The sequence below is a fragment of the Pseudoalteromonas sp. SR44-2 genome (assembly GCF_014163745.1).
GTDB classification, from domain to species: Bacteria; Pseudomonadota; Gammaproteobacteria; order Enterobacterales; family Alteromonadaceae; genus Pseudoalteromonas; species Pseudoalteromonas distincta.
The window spans coordinates 85,939-105,445 of the sequence record NZ_JACJDW010000015.1 but is presented as its reverse complement, the minus strand read 5'-3'; the positions used below and the strand labels follow the sequence as shown (position 1 = coordinate 105,445).

The 19,507-nt window shown below is 38.2% G+C and carries 13 protein-coding genes; 7 read left to right on the top strand and 6 right to left on the bottom strand.

Annotated features, from left to right (window positions below; genetic code table 11):
• Positions 1 to 123: 123 nt before the first annotated feature.
• From H5115_RS11215 to H5115_RS11195, 5 genes are all read right to left on the bottom strand, one after another.
• A complete protein-coding gene (locus H5115_RS11215) occupies positions 124 to 1,185 on the bottom strand; it encodes a DUF21 domain-containing protein (RefSeq protein ID WP_182755324.1) in 1,062 nt (353 codons plus the stop codon).
• A 55-nt stretch (positions 1,186 to 1,240) separates the two neighbouring features.
• Entirely contained in the window at positions 1,241 to 2,593 is a 1,353-nt protein-coding gene (locus tag H5115_RS11210; RefSeq protein WP_101164203.1) for a magnesium transporter, read from the bottom strand.
• Positions 2,594 to 2,907: 314 nt separating this feature from the next.
• Positions 2,908 to 3,657, bottom strand: a complete 750-nt coding sequence (locus H5115_RS11205; protein ID WP_039486764.1) for an RIO1 family regulatory kinase/ATPase — start codon at positions 3,655 to 3,657, stop codon at positions 2,908 to 2,910.
• Positions 3,658 to 3,790: 133 nt separating this feature from the next.
• Complete coding sequence (locus H5115_RS11200; protein ID WP_182755316.1) at positions 3,791 to 4,276, bottom strand: MarR family winged helix-turn-helix transcriptional regulator; 486 nt, start codon at positions 4,274 to 4,276, stop codon at positions 3,791 to 3,793.
• A gap of 136 nt (positions 4,277 to 4,412) precedes the next feature.
• Entirely contained in the window at positions 4,413 to 6,080 is a 1,668-nt protein-coding gene (locus H5115_RS11195; RefSeq protein WP_182755314.1) for a methyl-accepting chemotaxis protein, read from the bottom strand.
• Positions 6,081 to 6,565: 485 nt separating this feature from the next.
• Here H5115_RS11195 and H5115_RS11190 point away from each other — a divergent pair, with 485 nt between their 5' ends.
• The 7 genes from H5115_RS11190 to pelG are packed head-to-tail and all read left to right on the top strand — an operon-like array spanning position 6,566 to position 18,228.
• Positions 6,566 to 9,274, top strand: coding sequence for an endo alpha-1,4 polygalactosaminidase (locus tag H5115_RS11190; RefSeq protein ID WP_182755311.1), 2,709 nt, complete (start codon positions 6,566 to 6,568; stop codon positions 9,272 to 9,274).
• Entirely contained in the window at positions 9,274 to 12,561 is a 3,288-nt protein-coding gene (locus tag H5115_RS11185) for a tetratricopeptide repeat protein (protein ID WP_182755309.1), read from the top strand. Before H5115_RS11190 ends, H5115_RS11185 begins: the two co-directional genes overlap by 1 nt.
• Before the next feature lie 14 nt (positions 12,562 to 12,575).
• Positions 12,576 to 13,091 carry a hypothetical protein gene (locus H5115_RS11180; protein WP_002958938.1) on the top strand — a complete coding sequence of 172 codons (516 nt, stop codon included), beginning with the start codon at positions 12,576 to 12,578 and terminating at the stop codon, positions 13,089 to 13,091.
• Positions 13,088 to 14,386 carry a PelD GGDEF domain-containing protein gene (locus H5115_RS11175; RefSeq protein WP_182670804.1) on the top strand — a complete coding sequence of 433 codons (1,299 nt, stop codon included), beginning with the start codon at positions 13,088 to 13,090 and terminating at the stop codon, positions 14,384 to 14,386. Before H5115_RS11180 ends, H5115_RS11175 begins: the two co-directional genes overlap by 4 nt.
• Positions 14,383 to 15,366, top strand: a complete 984-nt coding sequence (locus tag H5115_RS11170; protein ID WP_033020714.1) for a HEAT repeat domain-containing protein — start codon at positions 14,383 to 14,385, stop codon at positions 15,364 to 15,366. The genes H5115_RS11175 and H5115_RS11170 overlap by 4 nt, the downstream gene beginning before the upstream one ends.
• The gene (gene pelF, locus H5115_RS11165) at positions 15,359 to 16,876 is read left to right on the top strand and encodes a GT4 family glycosyltransferase PelF (protein WP_182755307.1); all 1,518 of its coding nucleotides are present in this window, start codon (positions 15,359 to 15,361) and stop codon (positions 16,874 to 16,876) included. Before H5115_RS11170 ends, pelF begins: the two co-directional genes overlap by 8 nt.
• Complete coding sequence (gene pelG / locus H5115_RS11160; RefSeq protein ID WP_182755305.1) at positions 16,864 to 18,228, top strand: exopolysaccharide Pel transporter PelG; 1,365 nt, start codon at positions 16,864 to 16,866, stop codon at positions 18,226 to 18,228. Before pelF ends, pelG begins: the two co-directional genes overlap by 13 nt.
• A gap of 270 nt (positions 18,229 to 18,498) precedes the next feature.
• Here pelG and H5115_RS11155 read toward each other — a convergent pair whose 3' ends face one another.
• Positions 18,499 to 19,500, bottom strand: coding sequence for a D-Ala-D-Ala carboxypeptidase family metallohydrolase (locus tag H5115_RS11155; protein WP_182755303.1), 1,002 nt, complete (start codon positions 19,498 to 19,500; stop codon positions 18,499 to 18,501).
• Positions 19,501 to 19,507: the final 7 nt, after the last annotated feature.

The window sequence follows — 19,507 nt, the reverse complement described above, 5'->3', positions numbered from 1 at the left end:
CCAAGCGCACAGGGCGTGCATCTGTGAAAGTGTTATGGCAAGGATGGCTTAAGTTACAAGCCATCCTGGAAGGCTACGATTTAGCAAAATCTCTTGAGTCAGACTTGTGATCAAGAGACAGCTTTATAGCGGCTTTTTATTCTCTGTATTTTCATGCAGTTCGAGTTTTGGTGCACTCATACCTTTGAGCAACCGACCAAATATATCAGCGCCGGTAATAATGCGTTTCACGTCGCTCCACACTAATACCACATCGTGATCAATGGCCCCATCAAACGATTTATCTAAAGAATGATTAGCCCGTATTTTTAAAATCACTTCACTCAGACGCATCGCTTCATCTGCAACAATAATAGGCCTGTGACAATAATGATAAGGGTCAAAAGTATCTGGCTCAAATAACGCTGATCTTAAAAAGCCGTCAGCATCTACCACTAATAAAGGCCAACCGTCTTCATTGGTAATGATCACCCAGTTATAACCTGACTTATGTAGTTTGCGTAAAAACTCATTATCAGTTGTTAATGTAAGGTCTGGGAAAATAGGCAAATCAAGCTTAGTAGGCAAAGCAATAATAGAGTCTGGATCAATTACCTCACCCTCTTTGGTTACGCTTATTTCATCTAAGCTAAAAAAGTTAAGCGCGCCTATTCCCTCAACGTGTTGAACATCAGCTTCTTCAGCCTCTATGTGTTTGCGAATAATACCCCTGAGCTCACTTTCAGCAAAGTACGTAATCCCCTCTTTACCTAACCATGCATCGAGTATTAAAGCCGTTGGCTTAGCAACTATATAAAACAGAATCTGATAAAACTTAATTAACGGCGAAAGTAGGCTTGCCATTTTTAACGCATTACGCGAAAAATAAGCCTGCGGTGTTATTTCACCAATAATAGTAATTGCGATAGTTGAGAATAAAAACGAACTTGCGCCCATTAATACCGAATCAGAAAGTAGTGTAAGTAGTACGTTAATACCTACGTTACCCCACAAAATAGTCGACAATAAAAAGTTAGAGTCGTTTCGAAGGGCCATTACTTTTATGGCCGCCTCGTTCCCTTTTGCACTTTCCATTTCGAGCTGAAACCTACTTAGTGAAAAAAACGCTAAGTTTAAGCCCGAAAATATTGCCGATTGTGAAATACACAAAGCAATTGCACACCAAATCATGACTTCAAAGGTCATTGTATTTTCCTGTTAGTAATACCAATTCACTCAATTAAGCGAATTGGTATAAGGCTTATAAAAGCAATAAACTGCCTAAACCTAAAAAGGTAACAAACCCAACAATATCGGTAACGGTAGTTAAAATTACCGAACCAGATAACGCAGGATCAATTTTCATTTTGTCTAAAATAGACGGAATAACAACACCTGCTAGTGACGCGGCCACTAAATTCAATAATATGGCTACCGTAATCGTAATACTAAGCATTAAGTCGTTAAACCATAAAAAGGTTAGTAGGCCTATTACAAACGCCCATACCAAGCCATTTACAGCGCCAACACGCAGCTCTTTTTTAAGCAACGCATTACGGTTTGAATCTGTAACTTGTCCAAGCGCTAAACCTCGCACAATAACGGTTAATGTTTGACTACCTGCAATTCCCCCCATAGAAGCGACCACTGGCATTAATACAGCTAGTGCTACAACTTGTTCTATCGTTGCGCCAAATAAACCGATAAACCACGACGCTAAAAAGGCAGTAGCTAAATTAATACCTAACCAAATGCCACGGTTTTTAGCACTTTTTCGCACACTTGCGAACAGGTCTTCGTCTTCACGTAAACCACCGGCTTTAGCGGCTGCTTCATCAGCAACTTCTTGTCGTAATTCATAAGCAGAGGCAATGGTTAATCGCCCAAGTAATTTGTTATCAGCATTAACCACTGGCAGTGCCATTTTTTCACTGTGGATCACCACCTCTGCCGCTTCATATAAATCATCGTCAGCATGGAGCAATGAAAAGTCATGATTTGCCAATGTCATTAAATTATCGGTGTCGCTGGCTTTTATTAAATCATTTACCGCAACCTCACCTATTAAACTACCCTTGCGGCTTACTAAATAAATAACTTCACTGTATTGCGGTAAACCTTTATGTAGCAATTTTTTAGCACCACCGGCTGTTAGCTTCTCCGATACTTTTAAAAAGTCAAAACCTAACCAGTGACCTAATTGCTCTGGCGGGTATTGCTGCGCTAAATCATATTGTTTGGTTTGCGCTTCATCGAGTTGCTTTTTTGCATACTCAACAAATCGCTCTGGTATAACTTCTTCAAGTTCCAGTAGCTCTTCTACATTAACTTCATCAAGAAGTTTAAAAGCCTCAGTGTCTTCTAGCGTTTGTAGCAACCACAAACAACTATCTTCACTTAAATTAACAAAAATTTCGTGTTGCGTGTCTTCATCAAGCAACTGCCAAATTTCAAGTCGTTGCTCTTTTGGTATCGCCTCAAAAAGTAATGACAGGTGCTCTGTTGAAAGCGTTAACTGCGCATCTGCTAATAATTTATTTTTGCGTTCTGTTGTATCGCATTGCAATAAATCATTTATGAGCTGTGGAAGTTGGTCTACCGGATACTCAATCATCTTAAAACCTTAAAATTTAAAAGCGCACATTATTTATAGTCTACTTGAACAATAAAAAATTGCAGAAAAAACGTGAACTTATTAAGCATGCGCAAGCTATTTTTGCGCATTGTATGGGCAAACTAAATGCAGTACTAATATTTATTTTAAAAAATTAAAAAAACAGTAAAAGGAATTATTTTTGAGGGATTAAACAACAAGTAAGCAAACTAAAGGGATTACTTATAATAAAAAAAATCCCATATTAGCTAGGCTAATATGGGCAAAATCACACAATGAATTAGGTGTTTTTAAATTACGCTTTATGCTTTAAATTAAAGTCTATCAGTAATATTTCGTACTAAGTCAGAATCTACAAATTGAGTAATAAGTGCAGCGCCCCACGCATAGCCTCGCTGTATTGGGTAACCTTTAAAAATCCAGCGTTTACGCACGTGATTAAAGCGCTCTAAATAGTCTTGCTTTTTTTGTGGCAGAGGCTGCTCACCCAATTTATTCCATGCTTTATATACGCCTGACATATCAGATCCTCGCATAAAGCGTTGCAACCAACGTGGAAAACGAGAAAAGCTAATAGTGGACTGAAAATCAATAAAGTAAGGTTTACCGTCTGCGCCGCATAAAATATTACCCATATTACGCAAGTCTAAATGCACGATGCCTTTGCGATGCATTTTTGCTACTTGACGCTCAAGCTCACTAAAAAAGTTAACAGGTAGTGTTTTGTCTTCATGAATTAAAGCGCGCAGTGGCGTGCCTTCAATATAGTTATAAGCAACCGCTATCGGCGACAATCTACAAAAGCGGTTAGCAACTGCGTCAAGCTCTGCTAAACGGCTCAACCCTTTATACTCTTGATTTACCGACATACGTGCAAATGTTTTGCGGATAAACCACGGGCTTTGGCTAAAATCTTTAACGATTAAATCAAATTCATTATCTTTATATCGATACACAATCGCGTTAGCAAAACGTCCCTTATGGACAACACTTAAGTGATGTTGCATAAAGGTATGTTCTGGATATTGCTGCTGTAATTGTACTAACAAATTATTTTCAATCATAACAAACCTAACAAGATGATAACTTTAATTGCCTAGGCAACTATATTATCAAAGTTAGATTCTGCGCACAATCAGATCAACTAATTAGCAGGCTAACTTTCTATTGAAACAGTATCGCTATTTTATTGATAATCTACTTTTTGGGGGAGTCTGGCAGTGAATCAAGATTATTTATAGCTTTGAATAGTAAGTCGATTATTTGGTTTTTTTCTGGCTCTGAAAAACCATTTAATGCTTGCGCATAGACTTCGTTCACTACAGGCATAATTTCAGGACAAAGAGCTTTACCTTTTTCACTTAAACACAAAATAGTTGAGCGCTTATCAAGCTCACATTGCGTTTTAATAATGAGTCCTTTTTCTTCAAGTCGGTTTAGTAAGCGGCTCATAGCGCCACGATCATAAACCATATATTCGCAAAGTCCTGCAAGCGTATTAACCGACTCTCTCGCAAGTAGTACAACCACTATATATTGCGCAGAAGTTAAGTCCATAGGAAGTAACTTGGCATCAACATGAATGGCTAATCTCGAACGTAAAAAAGAGACTAAACGCCCCAAATCTTGCTCTGGCGCTAACTCTTCTCGAGTACAACGTTTAATTGATGGCATGTTTTGCATAGTTATTCCACTATATAAGTATATTTGCATGCTGATAGACCTTAACGCATACAAAAAATTCAATAATTTTTATAAAAAATCGCCTACAAAAATAAAGCCGCTATTAGCGGCTTTTAGTGTAGGGCTTTGAGCTTTGTTAAATCTTAAACTGGCCAACTAAGTGTCCTAAGCTTTCACCACGCCCAGCTAAATGCTGACCTACCGAAGAGGTCGTTTTACTTGAAATAGTTAGCTCATTAACTATTTCTTGAATAGCAAATACATTACGGTTTATTTCTTCTGTAACACTACTTTGCTCCAGCGCCGCTGTCGCAATTTGCGTACTCATATCGTTAATTGATCTAACTGAGCTTGTTACCGCGCCTAAACTTTCTGAAATAGCACGAGACGACTCAACAGAGCGATTACAACTACTTTGGCTTGCTTGCATTGCAGCAACTGCATCTGATACTAAATTGTGTAGCTCACTCAACATTTCACTAATCTCTAATGTGCTAACTTGAGTACGACTTGCTAGGCTTCTTACTTCATCAGCAACAACTGCAAACCCTCTGCCTTGCTCACCTGCGCGCGCAGCTTCTATTGCAGCATTGAGTGCAAGTAAGTTTGTTTGCTCAGCAATTCCACCAATTACACTTAGTACGCTATTAATCTTTTTAGATTGATCACTGAGTGAATCAACCTGTTCAGCAGCTAGGTTAATTTCGCCCATTAAGTTTGAAACCTCACAGAGTGAAATATCAACACACTCTTGAGCTTTAGCAACTTCTTGCGTTGCCGCTTGAGTTGACTCTGCCACTTGGTTTGTATTTTGAGCCACCTCATGAGAAGTAGCCGACATTTCGGTAATAGCCGTCGCAACAAGATCTGTTTCATGATTGTGATTAAGTAACTTGTCTTCAATTAATCGTGTTTGTGTATTAATGTCACCAGAAGCTGTTTTTACATCGTGTGTTACATCAACCACATTAGCAATAATGCCATGTAGCTTACTTACAAACATATTAAATGCTTCGCCAAGTTGACCTATTTCATCGTTAGTATCAATGTCTAGACGCTTGGTTAAATCGCCCTCGCCTTTTGCAATATCGTCAAGGCTTTGCGCCATGCGCTGTATTGGTTTTACCATTGTATTTGCGGCAACTAACGCACATATAATTGTTAAAACAACCCAAAATAAAGCAATTAATAATAAGGTCATTACCTTATCATTCATGTGCTCTTGCATTGCTGTTTGGTATTTAAGTAGCTCTGCGTCTATATCATCCATATATGCGCCAGTACCAATCATCCAGTTTGTGCCTGGTATCATTGCTGCATAGCCCATCTTTTCAACTAAGCCTGTGGTATTTGGTTTTTGAAAATGATAGTTAAAAGCGCCACCGCCTTTTCTAGCTTGCTCTAATAAGCCCACTATTATTTTTTTACCGTTAGGGTCAGTCATCCCTATTTTGTTTTGCCCTTCAATAGCATCACCTAGTAATGCATGAAAAACACTAATGCCATTGGTGTCGTATATAAAAAAGTAACCACCTTGACCAAATGTTAAGCCTCTTAAAGCGTTTTTAGCATCTTGCTCAGAGCCATTTGCTAATTGATAGCGAACAATTTTGCTAGCAATTTCAATTTCGGTACTTAGTAACGTTTGCTTGTCACTTATTAACTTAGTTTGAAATGCTTCAAAATTTTGTTGCTGATTTTTATTCTCTAAATAATAAGAACTCAGCATTAAGCTGATCAAAAGTAGCATTAGCGGTAAAATAGCTAGTAACAGCAATTTGTTTTTCAAGCTTAAATTACTCATTTTCTCTCCGGGGTGTATAAATGCATATATAACGACAATTGCCAAAGTTATATTACGACTGTTTACTATGTTTTATTGGGTTTAAAACATAGTAAATAAAAAATTTGGTGGGAGTATACTCATACCATGCTCTGCGTGCTGATATTATAGTCACAAGGGAGGTATTTGAACACTAAAAACACTGCGACCTTTGTATTAATCAATATATTATTTACCACCCTTTTTGTTATATTCAAAATTCTAACGGCTGTATTGATCTAAAATTAATTTGATAGCGTATTGAGCGGCCCAATTGCTTCGTATGTAATGAGTTAAGTCATTAGCCATGTTAATATTGGTTTTAGGTTCATATAAATAATGAATATATAGATATCAAACTTCCATTAACATATAATAGTCCTATATTCCTAATACCAAACAACTAGATAAAAATTGGAACACATCACTTTGAGTCACAGTTATAATCAAATAAAAATGAATTATTAATGAAGTATATTTTATACCTTGCACTTTTAGTGTCGGCTCACGCATTCGCAACGCCTGTAAATAATAGTATCGCTTTTTACTACTCAGCGCCGATGCCATTAGCCGAAATGACCTTTTATTCTCGCGTTGTAGTTCAGCCTGACCTTGTGACTGAGCACGAACTCAATTGGTTTAAAAAACGAAACATTGCTGTTTACGCTTATTTAAGTGTGGGTGAGTCGTTTATTGAAAGTGAGTCTTCACTCGCAGTTAACCCTAACTGGAATAGTCACATTGCCGATTTAACATCTAAGCATTGGCAACAACGTGTGCAAAATAACGCAGCTACCTTAAAAGCACGGGGCTTCAGTGGCTTGTTTTTAGATACCCTAGACAGCTATCAGCTTTTAGATGACAAGCATAGTAAATCAGATCAACAAAATGGCTTAGTCGCAATTATAAAAAGTCTGTCTGACACGTTTAATAAACACCTTATCCTCAACCGAGGCTTTGAGTTACTACCTAGACTTACTGGTTTAGCCAGTGATTTAGTGGCTGAAGGTTTATATAGCCATTACAACCCAATCAATAATAGCTACAAATTAACCACCGAGAACGATCAAGCTTGGCTAAGTGCACAATTAAAAACGGCACAAAAGCTTGGTTTTAAAGTACAAGTTATTGATTATGCACAGCCTGACAACCGTCTTGCTATGGCGCAAAAAATAAAACAGGCAGGTTTTATTCCCTGGGTAACTGATGGACACTTACAAACATGGGGTACATCAACTATATCACCAGTACCAAGACGCATCCTCATTCCGTACAACAGTAACGTAAAGCCACTCATTTACACTACCGTACATTTAAAACTAGCGACCATGATTGAGTATTTGGGATATATACCTGACTACATAGATATGGCAAAGCGCGACTTACCTTTGGTTGATCCTAGCTTGCATGCAGGTATTATCTCGTGGACCACAAGCGATACGTTTTACACACCAACACTAAACAATTGGCTTGAAGCTAATTTAGGTGTTGTACCAGAACTCATTTTAGGCGAGTTACCACAATCAACTAAATTATTATTAAGCTTAGGTATTGAGTCGTTAAACACATTACCTGAAGGTCCATATAAACAAGATAGCTTTGCACCTTGGCTCAAAGGGGAGTCAACAACACCTCCCCCTATTGTTAAACCATACTTACTTAAATTAGCAACTGATGCGGCTCCTCTAATAACAATAAAGTCTGCTAATAATATAAGTATTTTACAAGCGGCTAAAACTAAATATGGTGCAGTCGTGGCCGCTCCTTGGTTAATTGACACATTTCCGATGGAAGGCAGCAAATGGGTTATTGATCCGCGTACATTGCTTACTCAAGCAATGGGGTTACCACCTATATTAGTGCCAGATACAACCACCGAAAGCGGCAGGCGAATGCTTACTTTGCATATCGATGGAGATGGATTTACAAGTATTGCCCACTACGCAGGTAAGCCTTATTCAGCAGAAGTAATTCGAGATGAAATAATTAAACACTACAAACTACCGTTAACGTCATCAGTGATCCAAGCTGATATTGAAGAAGGCGGTATTCATTCTAAACAAAGTGCCAAACTCGAAGGCATTGCGCGTAGTATTTTTAACCTGCCTTACGTAGAAGTTGCTTCACACACTTATAGTCATCCCTATTTTTGGACAGCACTATCTGGGCGAAAAAAAATAGATGAAGACGACACAGATTACGGTTTTCATCTAGACGTGCCTGGCTACAACACAATTAGCCTTAAAAAAGAAATTACCGACTCGATAAAGTACATTGATGAAAAACTCACACCTAAAAATAAAAAAACAGTAATGATGCTATGGTCAGGGGACGCAACACCTGGCCCAAAAGCACTTGAACTTGCTCGTGAAGCTGGCGTGTTAAATGTCAATGGCGGTAATACTGATGTAAATGCTGATAACCCAAGCCTTTCTCACATCTCCCCTATCGGTCGCCCTGAAAGAGATTTGCTGTATCAAATTTACGCCCCCATATTAAATGAAAATGTTTACACAAACTTATGGCATGGCCCTTATTACGGCTTTAGACGCTTAACCGAAACATTCGAAATAACAGAAAAGCCATATAGGTTAAAACCTTACACTATTTATTATCACTTTTATTCAGGTGAAGTTCTTGCGGGCTTAGACGCTCTTAAACACAACATTGATTATGTTTTAGCAAGGCCAAATACACCGGTGCATTTAAGCCACTATGCAAAAGTAGCAAAAGATTTTTACTTTTCTGCACTTGCTAAAAACAGTAATAATGAATGGTTATTTAGCTCAAAGTACATTCGTACTCTGCGCATACCTAGCGATTTTGATGTGCCAAACATAGCTCAAAGTGAAGGAGTATCTGGTGTAACTGAAAAAGGTGACTACATACATATTATAAATAACATAGCTCGCCTTAGCTTTGATCATAGCCAAAATAGTGAAAAACCTTATTTAGCATCTGCAAATGTTGTTATTGATAACTGGCAAGTTAACGGACCGGTTAGTTTTAAAGCATGGGTGCCCGCTTCACTTGATTTAATTAATGCACGTTCTTGCGAATTTGTATCTAATTTGGGTGAGCGCTTCAAAGGTATTAATCGGGGTAAAATAACACATTTTAAAATACCTACAGGTGACTTTTATGGTTACCTTAACTGCAACGGATCTGCTCTATAATGAATACTAAAAAGCGCCCTCAGTTAATTTCTATAAAAACAATATTAGCGATACTAGCTGTAAGTTGTTTTGCACTTTATGCGTTATTTCCCCATACCTTATTTTTTGAAGATGATGCACTTTCACAAGATTATACCTTTGAGAAATCTTACCTTAATGCAGCGCTCAATACAGAGCCCGACAACGAAAAGCTTCGCGCTAAATTGGTTGAGCTACATATAGGGCTTAGTGAGTATTCACAAGCCACTAACGAGCTTGAAAAGCTACCTAGAGGCGAGCGCAAAGCAACACTTGAAATAAAGTTGCTTTACTCATTATGGCTAGCAAGTGGTGCTAAAGTTGACGACCGCTTTGAAGAGCTATCATTAAAAATAGGAGCTCATAAAAATTGGAACGAACAAATACTGACAATTGCAAAAGCCGTTGGGTTAAACGCAAAAGTTGCTCAGTATTATCAAAAAAATAAACAGCCACTCCTTGCAGCCGATTACTGGTTAAGCGCAGGGGAACCTGACAAAGCATTCGCTATTTATAAAACAAATATAAATGCTGACATTGCAGCTAAAGCGATTGAAACTGCACTTGGCGCAAATAATCCGATTCAAGCTTATGCATGGTGGAGCACCTACGGTGACAAAGCCGATGTTAAACGCACCCTTTATTTAGCAAACTTGGCTGGCAACACAGAAGATGCAGCTCAAGCTATTGAAAGCTTATTAAAGACCTATCCAAATAACAGCGAGTACTTAACACAAGCAATGCACCTGCGTTTAGCAAATGGAAATGCAAAAGGGGCTGAGCAATTACTTGCAAAGCTATTACTACAAAGCCCAGATGACAAAGAGCTACATTTATTAAATTGGAAGATAAAGCGCTGGCAAAACAAGCCTAAAGAGGCACTCCGAGAGTTTAAATGGCTAATGTCTAACAAAGCCGTAACCCCTGCGATGCTTACCGATAGTATTAACGATGCCACCGCTTTATATTTATACCAAGATGCTAATGATATATACGAATATAAAGCCCAAAATAGAAATCTAAAAGGAAATGGCTTTGCTAATTGGATGCAAGCTAACGAATTTATTGGTAACACAAAGCAAGAGTTAAATAATATTGAACGCTTTGAGCAAATAAATGGTAAAAGTGCGTTATCACAATATTGGAAAGCAAAAGTACTTCACGATACTGGTAATTTAAAAGCATTAAGAGCTTTGTGGCCTACATATAAAGGGCCTAAAAATGAAGAAGATTTACTTTGGATTGCCCGCGCATTTTGGCTAGAAGATGACTTTTCTACAGCTCTGCAAGTACTAAAAAACAAACATGAAAGTTCTGACGATGAGTTTTGGAGTGCCAATGTAGACATGGCAATGCGAGTCCAAGACAAAGCTCATGAGCTATATGCATTAGAGCAGTTACAACAAATAAGCCCTTTAAGCGTAGGCGACATGCTGCACTACCAACAATTGCGCTTTGAAGGTAGGCCTCAGGAGCTTCTTGATTATTTATGGAAAAGTGAGTCGCAAACTGACCGTCAATTGATTCAAATTGCATTATTAAGCACACAAGTAAATGATGCTAAATCAGTTGCACGTATTCATGCTGAACTTGATAAACAACGATATAATAAAGCTCTCTATCCTGCTTGGTTAATTCTTTCTAATTGGTATCAAAACCAAAGTGATTTAAATTCAGCTTATACAACTTTAAACCGCGCTGCTAAATTAAGCGAATATGACTCTGATGTTGTGCTTGCACAAGGTTGGTTAGCGCTGCAAATGCATGACACTGTAATGATTGGCCGCATTTTAACGCGCTATTCTCAAAGCGACACTTCCTATGCGTGGACGCAGCTCTTAGCTAGCCTATCTATTCACGAAAAGTCATATAACAGTGCCTACTTTTATTTGCGTAAATTGGCCATTGCAGATCCAAGTGACTTAACAACACTGGTTAACTTAGCCGATGTAATGAAACAACTTGGATATTATGCAAATGCTGCTGAACTTAATCACTATTTACTGCAACACTTACCTAAAGATAAATATGCATACAGAGGCTTAATGTTTCGCTGGGCGGGCGCGATGGCTGTTCCTCATTTAATGCAATTAAACACAATGGAAGAACTTGCCCCCGACACTATTGGTGAGCCCCAAACAAACTGGTGGTTAGCACGCCGAGCTGCACAAAAATTAGAGCCATGGCAAAAACTACAACTTTATATGACCAACGGCGAATTTAATAAAGCGAAACAGCTTATAGCTGAAGGTTCACTAAGCAAACTAGATGAGCTAAACGCCCTACTCTATTTAAAACAACCCTATGCCACCATGCAACGTTGGTACGAAGAACTCACTGGCGAGGCAAATGAATCGCAATTGAGTTTACTTAGAAATGCACGCGCATCCTATTTTAGAGCGCTTGAAATAAACCTATCGCCAGAGGCTGGTTTAAACAGTAGCCAGTACGATGTAAACGTTTATTTTCCTTATGCTAATGGGCAATGGAAATTAAGTTTAAGTAATCAGCAAAACCTTGATAACAACGGATTACTGTTTGCGATAGAAGATAAAATGACATTTGGTCGTTGGTATTTTGATGCAAAAATAGATTCGCACCAAGGCAGCTTAGTTAGCCGCCAAGGTCTTAGCATAGACTCTCGTTATCAATGGGATTCACGAACACAGGTAGGTTTAAAGCTTGAATATAATGTTGAAAACCGCCAATCAGAAGCACTACTTAGCTATGCTCAGCTAGATAAAGCCACGGCCTATGTTAATTACAATATTGATGGTAGACAAAACGTACAGCTATCAGCAGCAGCGATGTCTTTTTCTCGAAGAAGCGATGGCAGCTCACTAATAAACGGCCAAGAATATAATGCTCGTTACCAATACAGCATTTTAAAAGACCGCCCAATTTGGAACGCTTATTTTAGTGCGCAATGGCAAGACTTTGAACGTGTTAATGCATTAATAAATACAGATTCAAGCAGAAGACCGCTAAGAGTTGACCTTCAACCATTTAGACGTTTTGCACTAGGGACCTCATTTGCTTCAACTGGTTCATTAGAACCTCCTTATTTAGGCGCAAGCCCTTCGTGGTTATTTGATATAAGTACTGGCTATCAAACACTTAACGATACAGTAGATGTATCAGTTTCAAGTGGCGCAGGTTGGTCTGTACTGGGCGATGATTTATTTAAATTACAGCTGGGTTACCAAAGTAGTAATAAAGTGGGTAACTCAGATACACAATTACAATTAGGTTATTACGTACATTTTTAATGTTAGGAGAGAGTATGTTTCGTTTAATTATACCGTGTTTGGTATTACTATTATCAGCATGTACCACCAGCAGAGTTGCTGATGATATAGAGCTTAGCCCTTCAAAAACAGTGGCACTAATGCCGCTTGTTAATCATGCTCAAACACCGCTTGCCGGTGAGCGTGCTGAAGATATTTTAGCCAGCATTTGGCAACAAAATAAATTACCAACTCTAATACGTGCACCTCGCGTAAACAGCAAAGAGCTTCCACCGCTGGATGATCAATACCGTTTAGACAATGCTATGCAATGGTTAAGCACTCAACAAGCTGACTATGTACTAACAGGCAGCATTGAAGAGTGGCGTTATAAAGCAGGGCTTGATGGCGAACCTGTTGTTGCACTTACATTATCACTCACTGTAAATGGACAAACCACACCAGTTTGGACAGGTACTATTGCTAAAAGTGGCTGGGGCCGCGATAGCATTGCAGCAACAGCACAAGATGTGATTGCCGATTTAATTTCTTATATAGAGGTTAGTGAGTGAAAACACATTTCCTTAGACCAAGAGACGTTCCTGAGCTACAAATATGGGCTGAGGTATTTATATTTACCGCGCTTGCTTTAGGGCTGCCTGTATTATTTAACGCACAGGACCCATTTTGGACTGAGGGAGGGTTTTCGTGGCCTGTACTTGGCCCACTTTTAGTTTCTTTACGCTATGGCTTTTCAAAAGGCTTTATTAGTATTTTATGTTTGCTTGTTGGCCAACTTTTTTTACTTCAAGCAAATATTTTATCACCGCAAAGCGACTTCAATATTAACGCTATGATTGGCTACATCATTGTAATTATGATCACTGGCGAATTTAGAGATGTGTGGGAGCGTACTAATCAGCAGCAAAGTATTCAGCTTGAGTACGTAACCGATCGCCTTGAAACATTTACTCGTCAGTATCATTTAATTAATTCATCTCACGATAGAATTGAGCAAATGCTAGCTGGCCATACGTTAAGTTTACGTGAATCGCTACAAGCAGTAAGAACCTCTATCGGGCTATTAAAAGAAAGAAGACTTGATAGCGCAGCGCAAAAAATAATCGACTTGTTTGTTGAGTACGGTTCGCTAGAAAGAGCGGGGTTATATAAAGTTGAAAACGACAGTGTTTTAGAGCCACCACTTGCCTCTATAGGTAAAATGAGTCCAATAGCTAAAAACGATCCTCTTATATTAGCGATGATCGAAGAAAAAGAATTAGTATCGGTAAAAGACGAAAAAGCATCATCGGGTATAAGTAAATACCATATGGCAATCCCACTTATCGACGTAAACAATACTATTTACGGCGCTATTTTGGTTGAAAGAATACAATTTTTTGCGCTTAAAAATACAACTCTAACATTACTTGCTGTAATGGCTGGGCATATAGGCGATTTACTTCGTCATGAAATAACAAACCCAGTAATGACGTATGAAGAGTCCCCATACTTTATTCGCCAAGTTAAGCGCGCAAATAAAGAAGCAAAACGATACAACATTCCATCGCAGCTACTAAAAATAAAAGCCAACAATATTACTGATAAATCGACTCAACTTATGAGTTATTTAAGTGAAGCCCGTCGTGGTTTAGACATTTATTTATATGATGATAAAAATCAGATATTACTGTTATTAATGCCATTAGCTGATGAACTTGAAAAAGCAGGCTTTATTGCCCGAATGAACACTTGGTGTAAAGAGCGCACTGGTAGCACTTTAGCTGAGCTTGATATTGTTATTGAGCAACAACTCGCACTACCAATAAGCTCAGATGACATAAAGAGATTGGTTTCACTTTCATGATTATAATTATTGTAGCGGCTATTTTAGGGTGTATTTGTCAGTACTTTGCACTAATAGAAGTACTGGAAACACCTGATTGGTTTTTAGCTATACTATTGCATGCTATTGCTAGCATTCTTTTTGCTTTTGTTAGCTATTTCCTGATACCTAAAAAATACAAAACGACTCCTTATAGCTCTTTACTACTCATGTTTTTATTGTTGTTTACATTGCCAGTACTTGGAATTATAGGCGTTGTAGTAGCGCTTACGTTTGCTCTGTGTAAACCACTCAAAAACGATGACATAGAAATTGAAGAGCATAAAATACCTGAGCTTCCTTTTGAAGCCAGAGCAATATCAGCAAACCCGACCTATTCTATGGGCGGACTTAAAGCAATTTTGAAGCATGCTAGTGAACCAAATAAACGTCTAAGTGCCGTAATGGCGGCTCGTCACATGAGTGACTCACAAGCTATTCCTATTTTAAAGCTAGCACTTAAAGATTTAGAAGATGATATTCGCCTACTCGCCTACTCAACCCTTGATGGTAAAGAAACCAAACTCAACGAAAAAATCAGTTTGTACCAGCAAGAAATAGCCATTACGACTAAGCAGCCAAAGTTAAGTAATTTACAAAAACAACTAGCCGAACTTTATTGGGAACTTAGCTACTTAGGTTTAGCACAAGGTGCGCTTCGTAAATACGTTTTAGAAAAAGCCGAAGCACTTGCACAGCAAAGTATTGAGCACGTAAAAACACCTGCAACTTTTATATTTTTAGGGCGTATATCTTTAGCCTTAAACAAATACGAAATAGCCCATGAGTACCTACTCAAAGCAACTGAGTCGGGCATGGCAAGGCGTCATGTTCTCCCTTATAAAGCCGAAGTTGCCTTTTGTATGAACAAGTTTGACGACTGTAAACGCTACTTAAAAGAACTCCCAGAACAACCTAAGGGCAGTGAATTACGTCATTTACAGGAGTATTGGCATGAGTAACAAAAATGCAGACATTTTACTGCTTTTAGAAGGTACTTACCCTTATGTGCGTGGTGGCGTATCTAGCTGGGTCCATCAAATAATTGAAGGGTTACCTCATTATAACTTTGAGCTTGTTTTTATAGGTGGAGCGCCAGAGCATTATGGCGAGATTCAATATACCTTGCCTGAAAACGTTACCAAGCTGCATGTTCATTACTTAGTACAAAATGATACCTCTGAAATAAAAGCTAAGCACGGGATTAAATATAAAAAAGAACTCTTTGATTTTTGGCAGCAACTACAAAAATATTTTAGAGATTGTAACGAGCCAATCCCGACTGAATTATTAAAGTTTGCATTTGAAACTTTAGCTAAAAAAGACGGTATTAACGAAGCCGACTTTTTATATAGTGAATCGTCATGGCAAGTACTCACTAATTATTATTCAACTTTTTGTGATGAATCCTCTTTTATTGACTTTTTTTGGTCATATCGCAATTTATATAAACCGCTATTTAAAATAGCCGAAATTGCACGAGGGCTTCCTAAAGTTAAACTTATTCACTCAATATCTACCGGGTATGCGGGTATTTTAGGATCTGGCGCCAGTGTAATAAGTAATACTCCCTTTTTGTTGACCGAGCATGGTATTTACACCAAAGAGAGAAAAATAGATCTTATTCAAGCCAGTTGGATCAAAGAGTCAGAACAAAGCCTAGGTAAAAACTTAAATACCGAGATGGGCTTTATTCGCCGTATGTGGATCAGCTTTTTTGAGCAAATTGGCCGAACAACATACCAAGAAGCAGATAAGATCATTTCGCTATACGACGGTAACAGGCAGCGCCAAATAAAAGATGGTGCAGCGCCAGAAAAAGCATTTGTTGTACCTAATGGCATTAAAACAGTGCGCTTTATTGAAGCGCTTGATCAGCGTCCAAAACAGATACCACCGGTTGTTGGGTTAATTGGACGTGTAGTGCCTATAAAAGATATTAAAACCTTTATACGTGCGATTAAAGAAGCGCAATCGATATTACCAGAGGTCGAAGGCTGGATCATCGGCCCTTTCGAAGAAGATCCACAATACTACAAAGAGTGTGAGCTACTGGTAGGCAGCCTTGATTTACAAAGCAGTGTTAAGTTTTTAGGTATGCAAGATATTACTAAAATTTTGCCTCAGCTCGGAATTGTAGCTTTAACCTCGATTTCTGAAGCGCAGCCTTTAGTGCTTTTAGAGGCAATGGCGGCTGGTGTGCCTGTACTTGCTAGTGATGTTGGCTCGTGCCGCGAAATAATCGAAGGCGGAACCGATGAAGATAGAGCGTTAGGTAAAGCCGGTGAAGTTGTCCCAATTGCTTCTCCGAGCGAAACAGCAAAGCAAATATCAAACATGCTAACAAATGAGCAAGCTTGGCTTGAGTATCAAAAAAGTGGTTTAGACCGCGTACAAAAATTTTATGACGAGAGCCACATGTTTGCCCGTTACGATAAACTTTATAAGGACACAATAGCATGGCTGGAATAGGTTTTGAGATACGGAAAATTCTCAAAAAAAATACCCTGCTCTCAGTTTTTGAAGCATACGGCTACGCAGGTTTAATAGGCTCAGGGCCTTGGCTGCTCTCTATTGTAGCGTTAATGCTTATTGGTATTTTAAGTTTAGGAATTGTATTACCTAAAGTACTTATTATTCAATTTTTAACGCTTGTTACCTACATGATGGCCGCCTCACTTATTTTAACGGGTGGTTTGCAGTTATTACTAACTCGATTTATTGCCGATTTATTTTTTCAAAAAGAAGAGGCAAAGGTACTGCCTAATTTACTTGGTGCGCAACTTATAACAACAATAGCCGCGCTATTGGTAGGCTTGGCTGTATGGCCTATGCTCCCTATACCTGTTGTTACTAAGATTATAATTTTAGGTGCCTTTGTAAGCTTATGTAATCAGTGGCTTGGCGCTATTTTTCTATCGGGTATGAAAGAATACCGGTTAATTTTAATAACTATGCTAAGTGGTTACGCCTTTATGGTATTGCTTGCATATTTATTAAGAGACTGGCAGTTAGACGGCTTATTTTTTGCGTTTTTTGCAGGCGAAGCTCTGCTCTTTTTTAGCTTTTTGTTTATGATTATTCGCCGCTACCCAGGTGAAAAACTTATAAGCTTTGACTTTTTAAGCAATAAAAAAGTGTATTACAGCCTATTCTTTTGTGGTCTGTTTTATAACATTGGTGTGTGGGCTGATAAAATCATTTTTTGGTATTCACCAAGCACATCAATTCAGATTATTGGCACGTTACGAGCCAGCCCAATTTACGACTTACCTATATTTTTAGCCTATTTGTCTATTATTCCCGGTATGGCAGTATTTTTAGTAAAAATGGAAACCGACTTTGTAGAAGAATACGACCGTTTTTACACAGCTATTCGAGAGGGTTCATCGTTAGAAGAGATTTACTATTTAAAAGACAATATGATCCAAACTGCACGTGCCGGTTTATACGATATATTTAAAATTCAAGGTATTACCGTTGCCTGCTTATTATTATGGGGCGAGCAAATACTTACCTTTATTGGCATTGATCCAAACTATAAAACGCTTTTATTTATTGATGTAGTTGGTGTGGGTGTACAAGTTATATTTTTGTCTATTTTAAATATTTTGTTTTATTTAGATAAACGCTCAACCGTCCTATTTTTAGCGGGGCTATTTTTGGTAATAAACGTTGTTTTAACTTTGCTATCGATCGCTTTTGGGCCGCAATTTTATGGTTACGGCTTTGCTCTCTCAACTATTGTTACCTCTGTTGTTGGGTTATTTTGGCTTTCTAAACAATTTGAAGATTTAGAATACGAAACGTTTATGCTGCAATAGCATAATATAAAGGCTGCTTATGCAGCCTTTATATTTAAAGCTTTTCGTACAAAATTAAAATAATTAATTATTGGAAAGCGGCTGATACACACCATGTTTATAGCTCATATAAGCGCCTCAGTTTAAAGCAAAAAAGACTAGCTCAGTAAAGGTATAAAATGGTTATAAAACAAAGGACTTATAAAAACCAAGCTACCTTGGCTTAGCTAATCTTTTGTACAATTAGACTTAGCTAGTTTAGCTTTATGCTAAATGAGGTAGCCGTTGCCATTACTCACTCACCCATCGCGCTTTAAAGCCACGCGTATCAACATGTATAAATGCGCCTCTGTGCGACTTAGGCCCATAAATACCTAAACCACCTAGTAAACCTTTAAATGATTCACGTCTAGCTAACGACTCCACTATATCGGCCATCGCTTTAGCGTCACCAATTGAATGCTTACCGTCATTATTTATATCATCCATACGGTAGTTGCCATCGTTATCTATAAAAATATCGGCAGCATCACCAAATACATGTCGGCTAAGTTTTACATTGCCAATTGATTTGTTGTAGTACGGAGTTCTATAACCGCTCATAACCACCATATTACTAACCGGTATACCTTCTAAAATCAGTTCTTTGCGTATTTTTTCTAGTTTAAGTAACAACTTATTTTGTAAAAATAAATACTTTGGGTACTTACTTCGCTGCTTACTAACAAATTCTTTTAGTGAAAAGTGAGGTGATATTTTTACGTTTTCATTTTCAGGCGTTACCTTAACAAAGCCATCGGGCACTATGTAGTGTGAAGCGTCTTTAATCTGTGAAGGTTTAGGATAGTGCCCAATGTGGTAATACTTGAGCTTTCCTCCTTCAACATTGTCTGCCGGTACTTTTACAAATACGTTGATTTTCATACGCTGTTTTTTATCGGGCGACTCAATAATTACCGTTGTTAAACCGGGCTCTTTGGGTGCTTGCCATTGCCAGCGGTTGGTGTCTGTAAGCTTAGATTTCCCTTGAGTGTTAATTAGCGTGTAAGCGTTTTTTGATTGCGCAAAAAGCACTTCAAACTCAACTTGCTCTTTGGGCATTACAAATACTGAAAACACCGAATATGGCATAACTATGTCGTTAATTTTTAGGCTAAATTCTGCATTTTCAAAGTTGGCTTTGTTTTTTATATCAACTACCTGATGTGCAGGCTTTGTAGGCGCTGCAGCAAATACACTATTGCTAAATATAATTGTGAATATGGCGATAGAAATATAATGAATAAATTGCATAAACCCT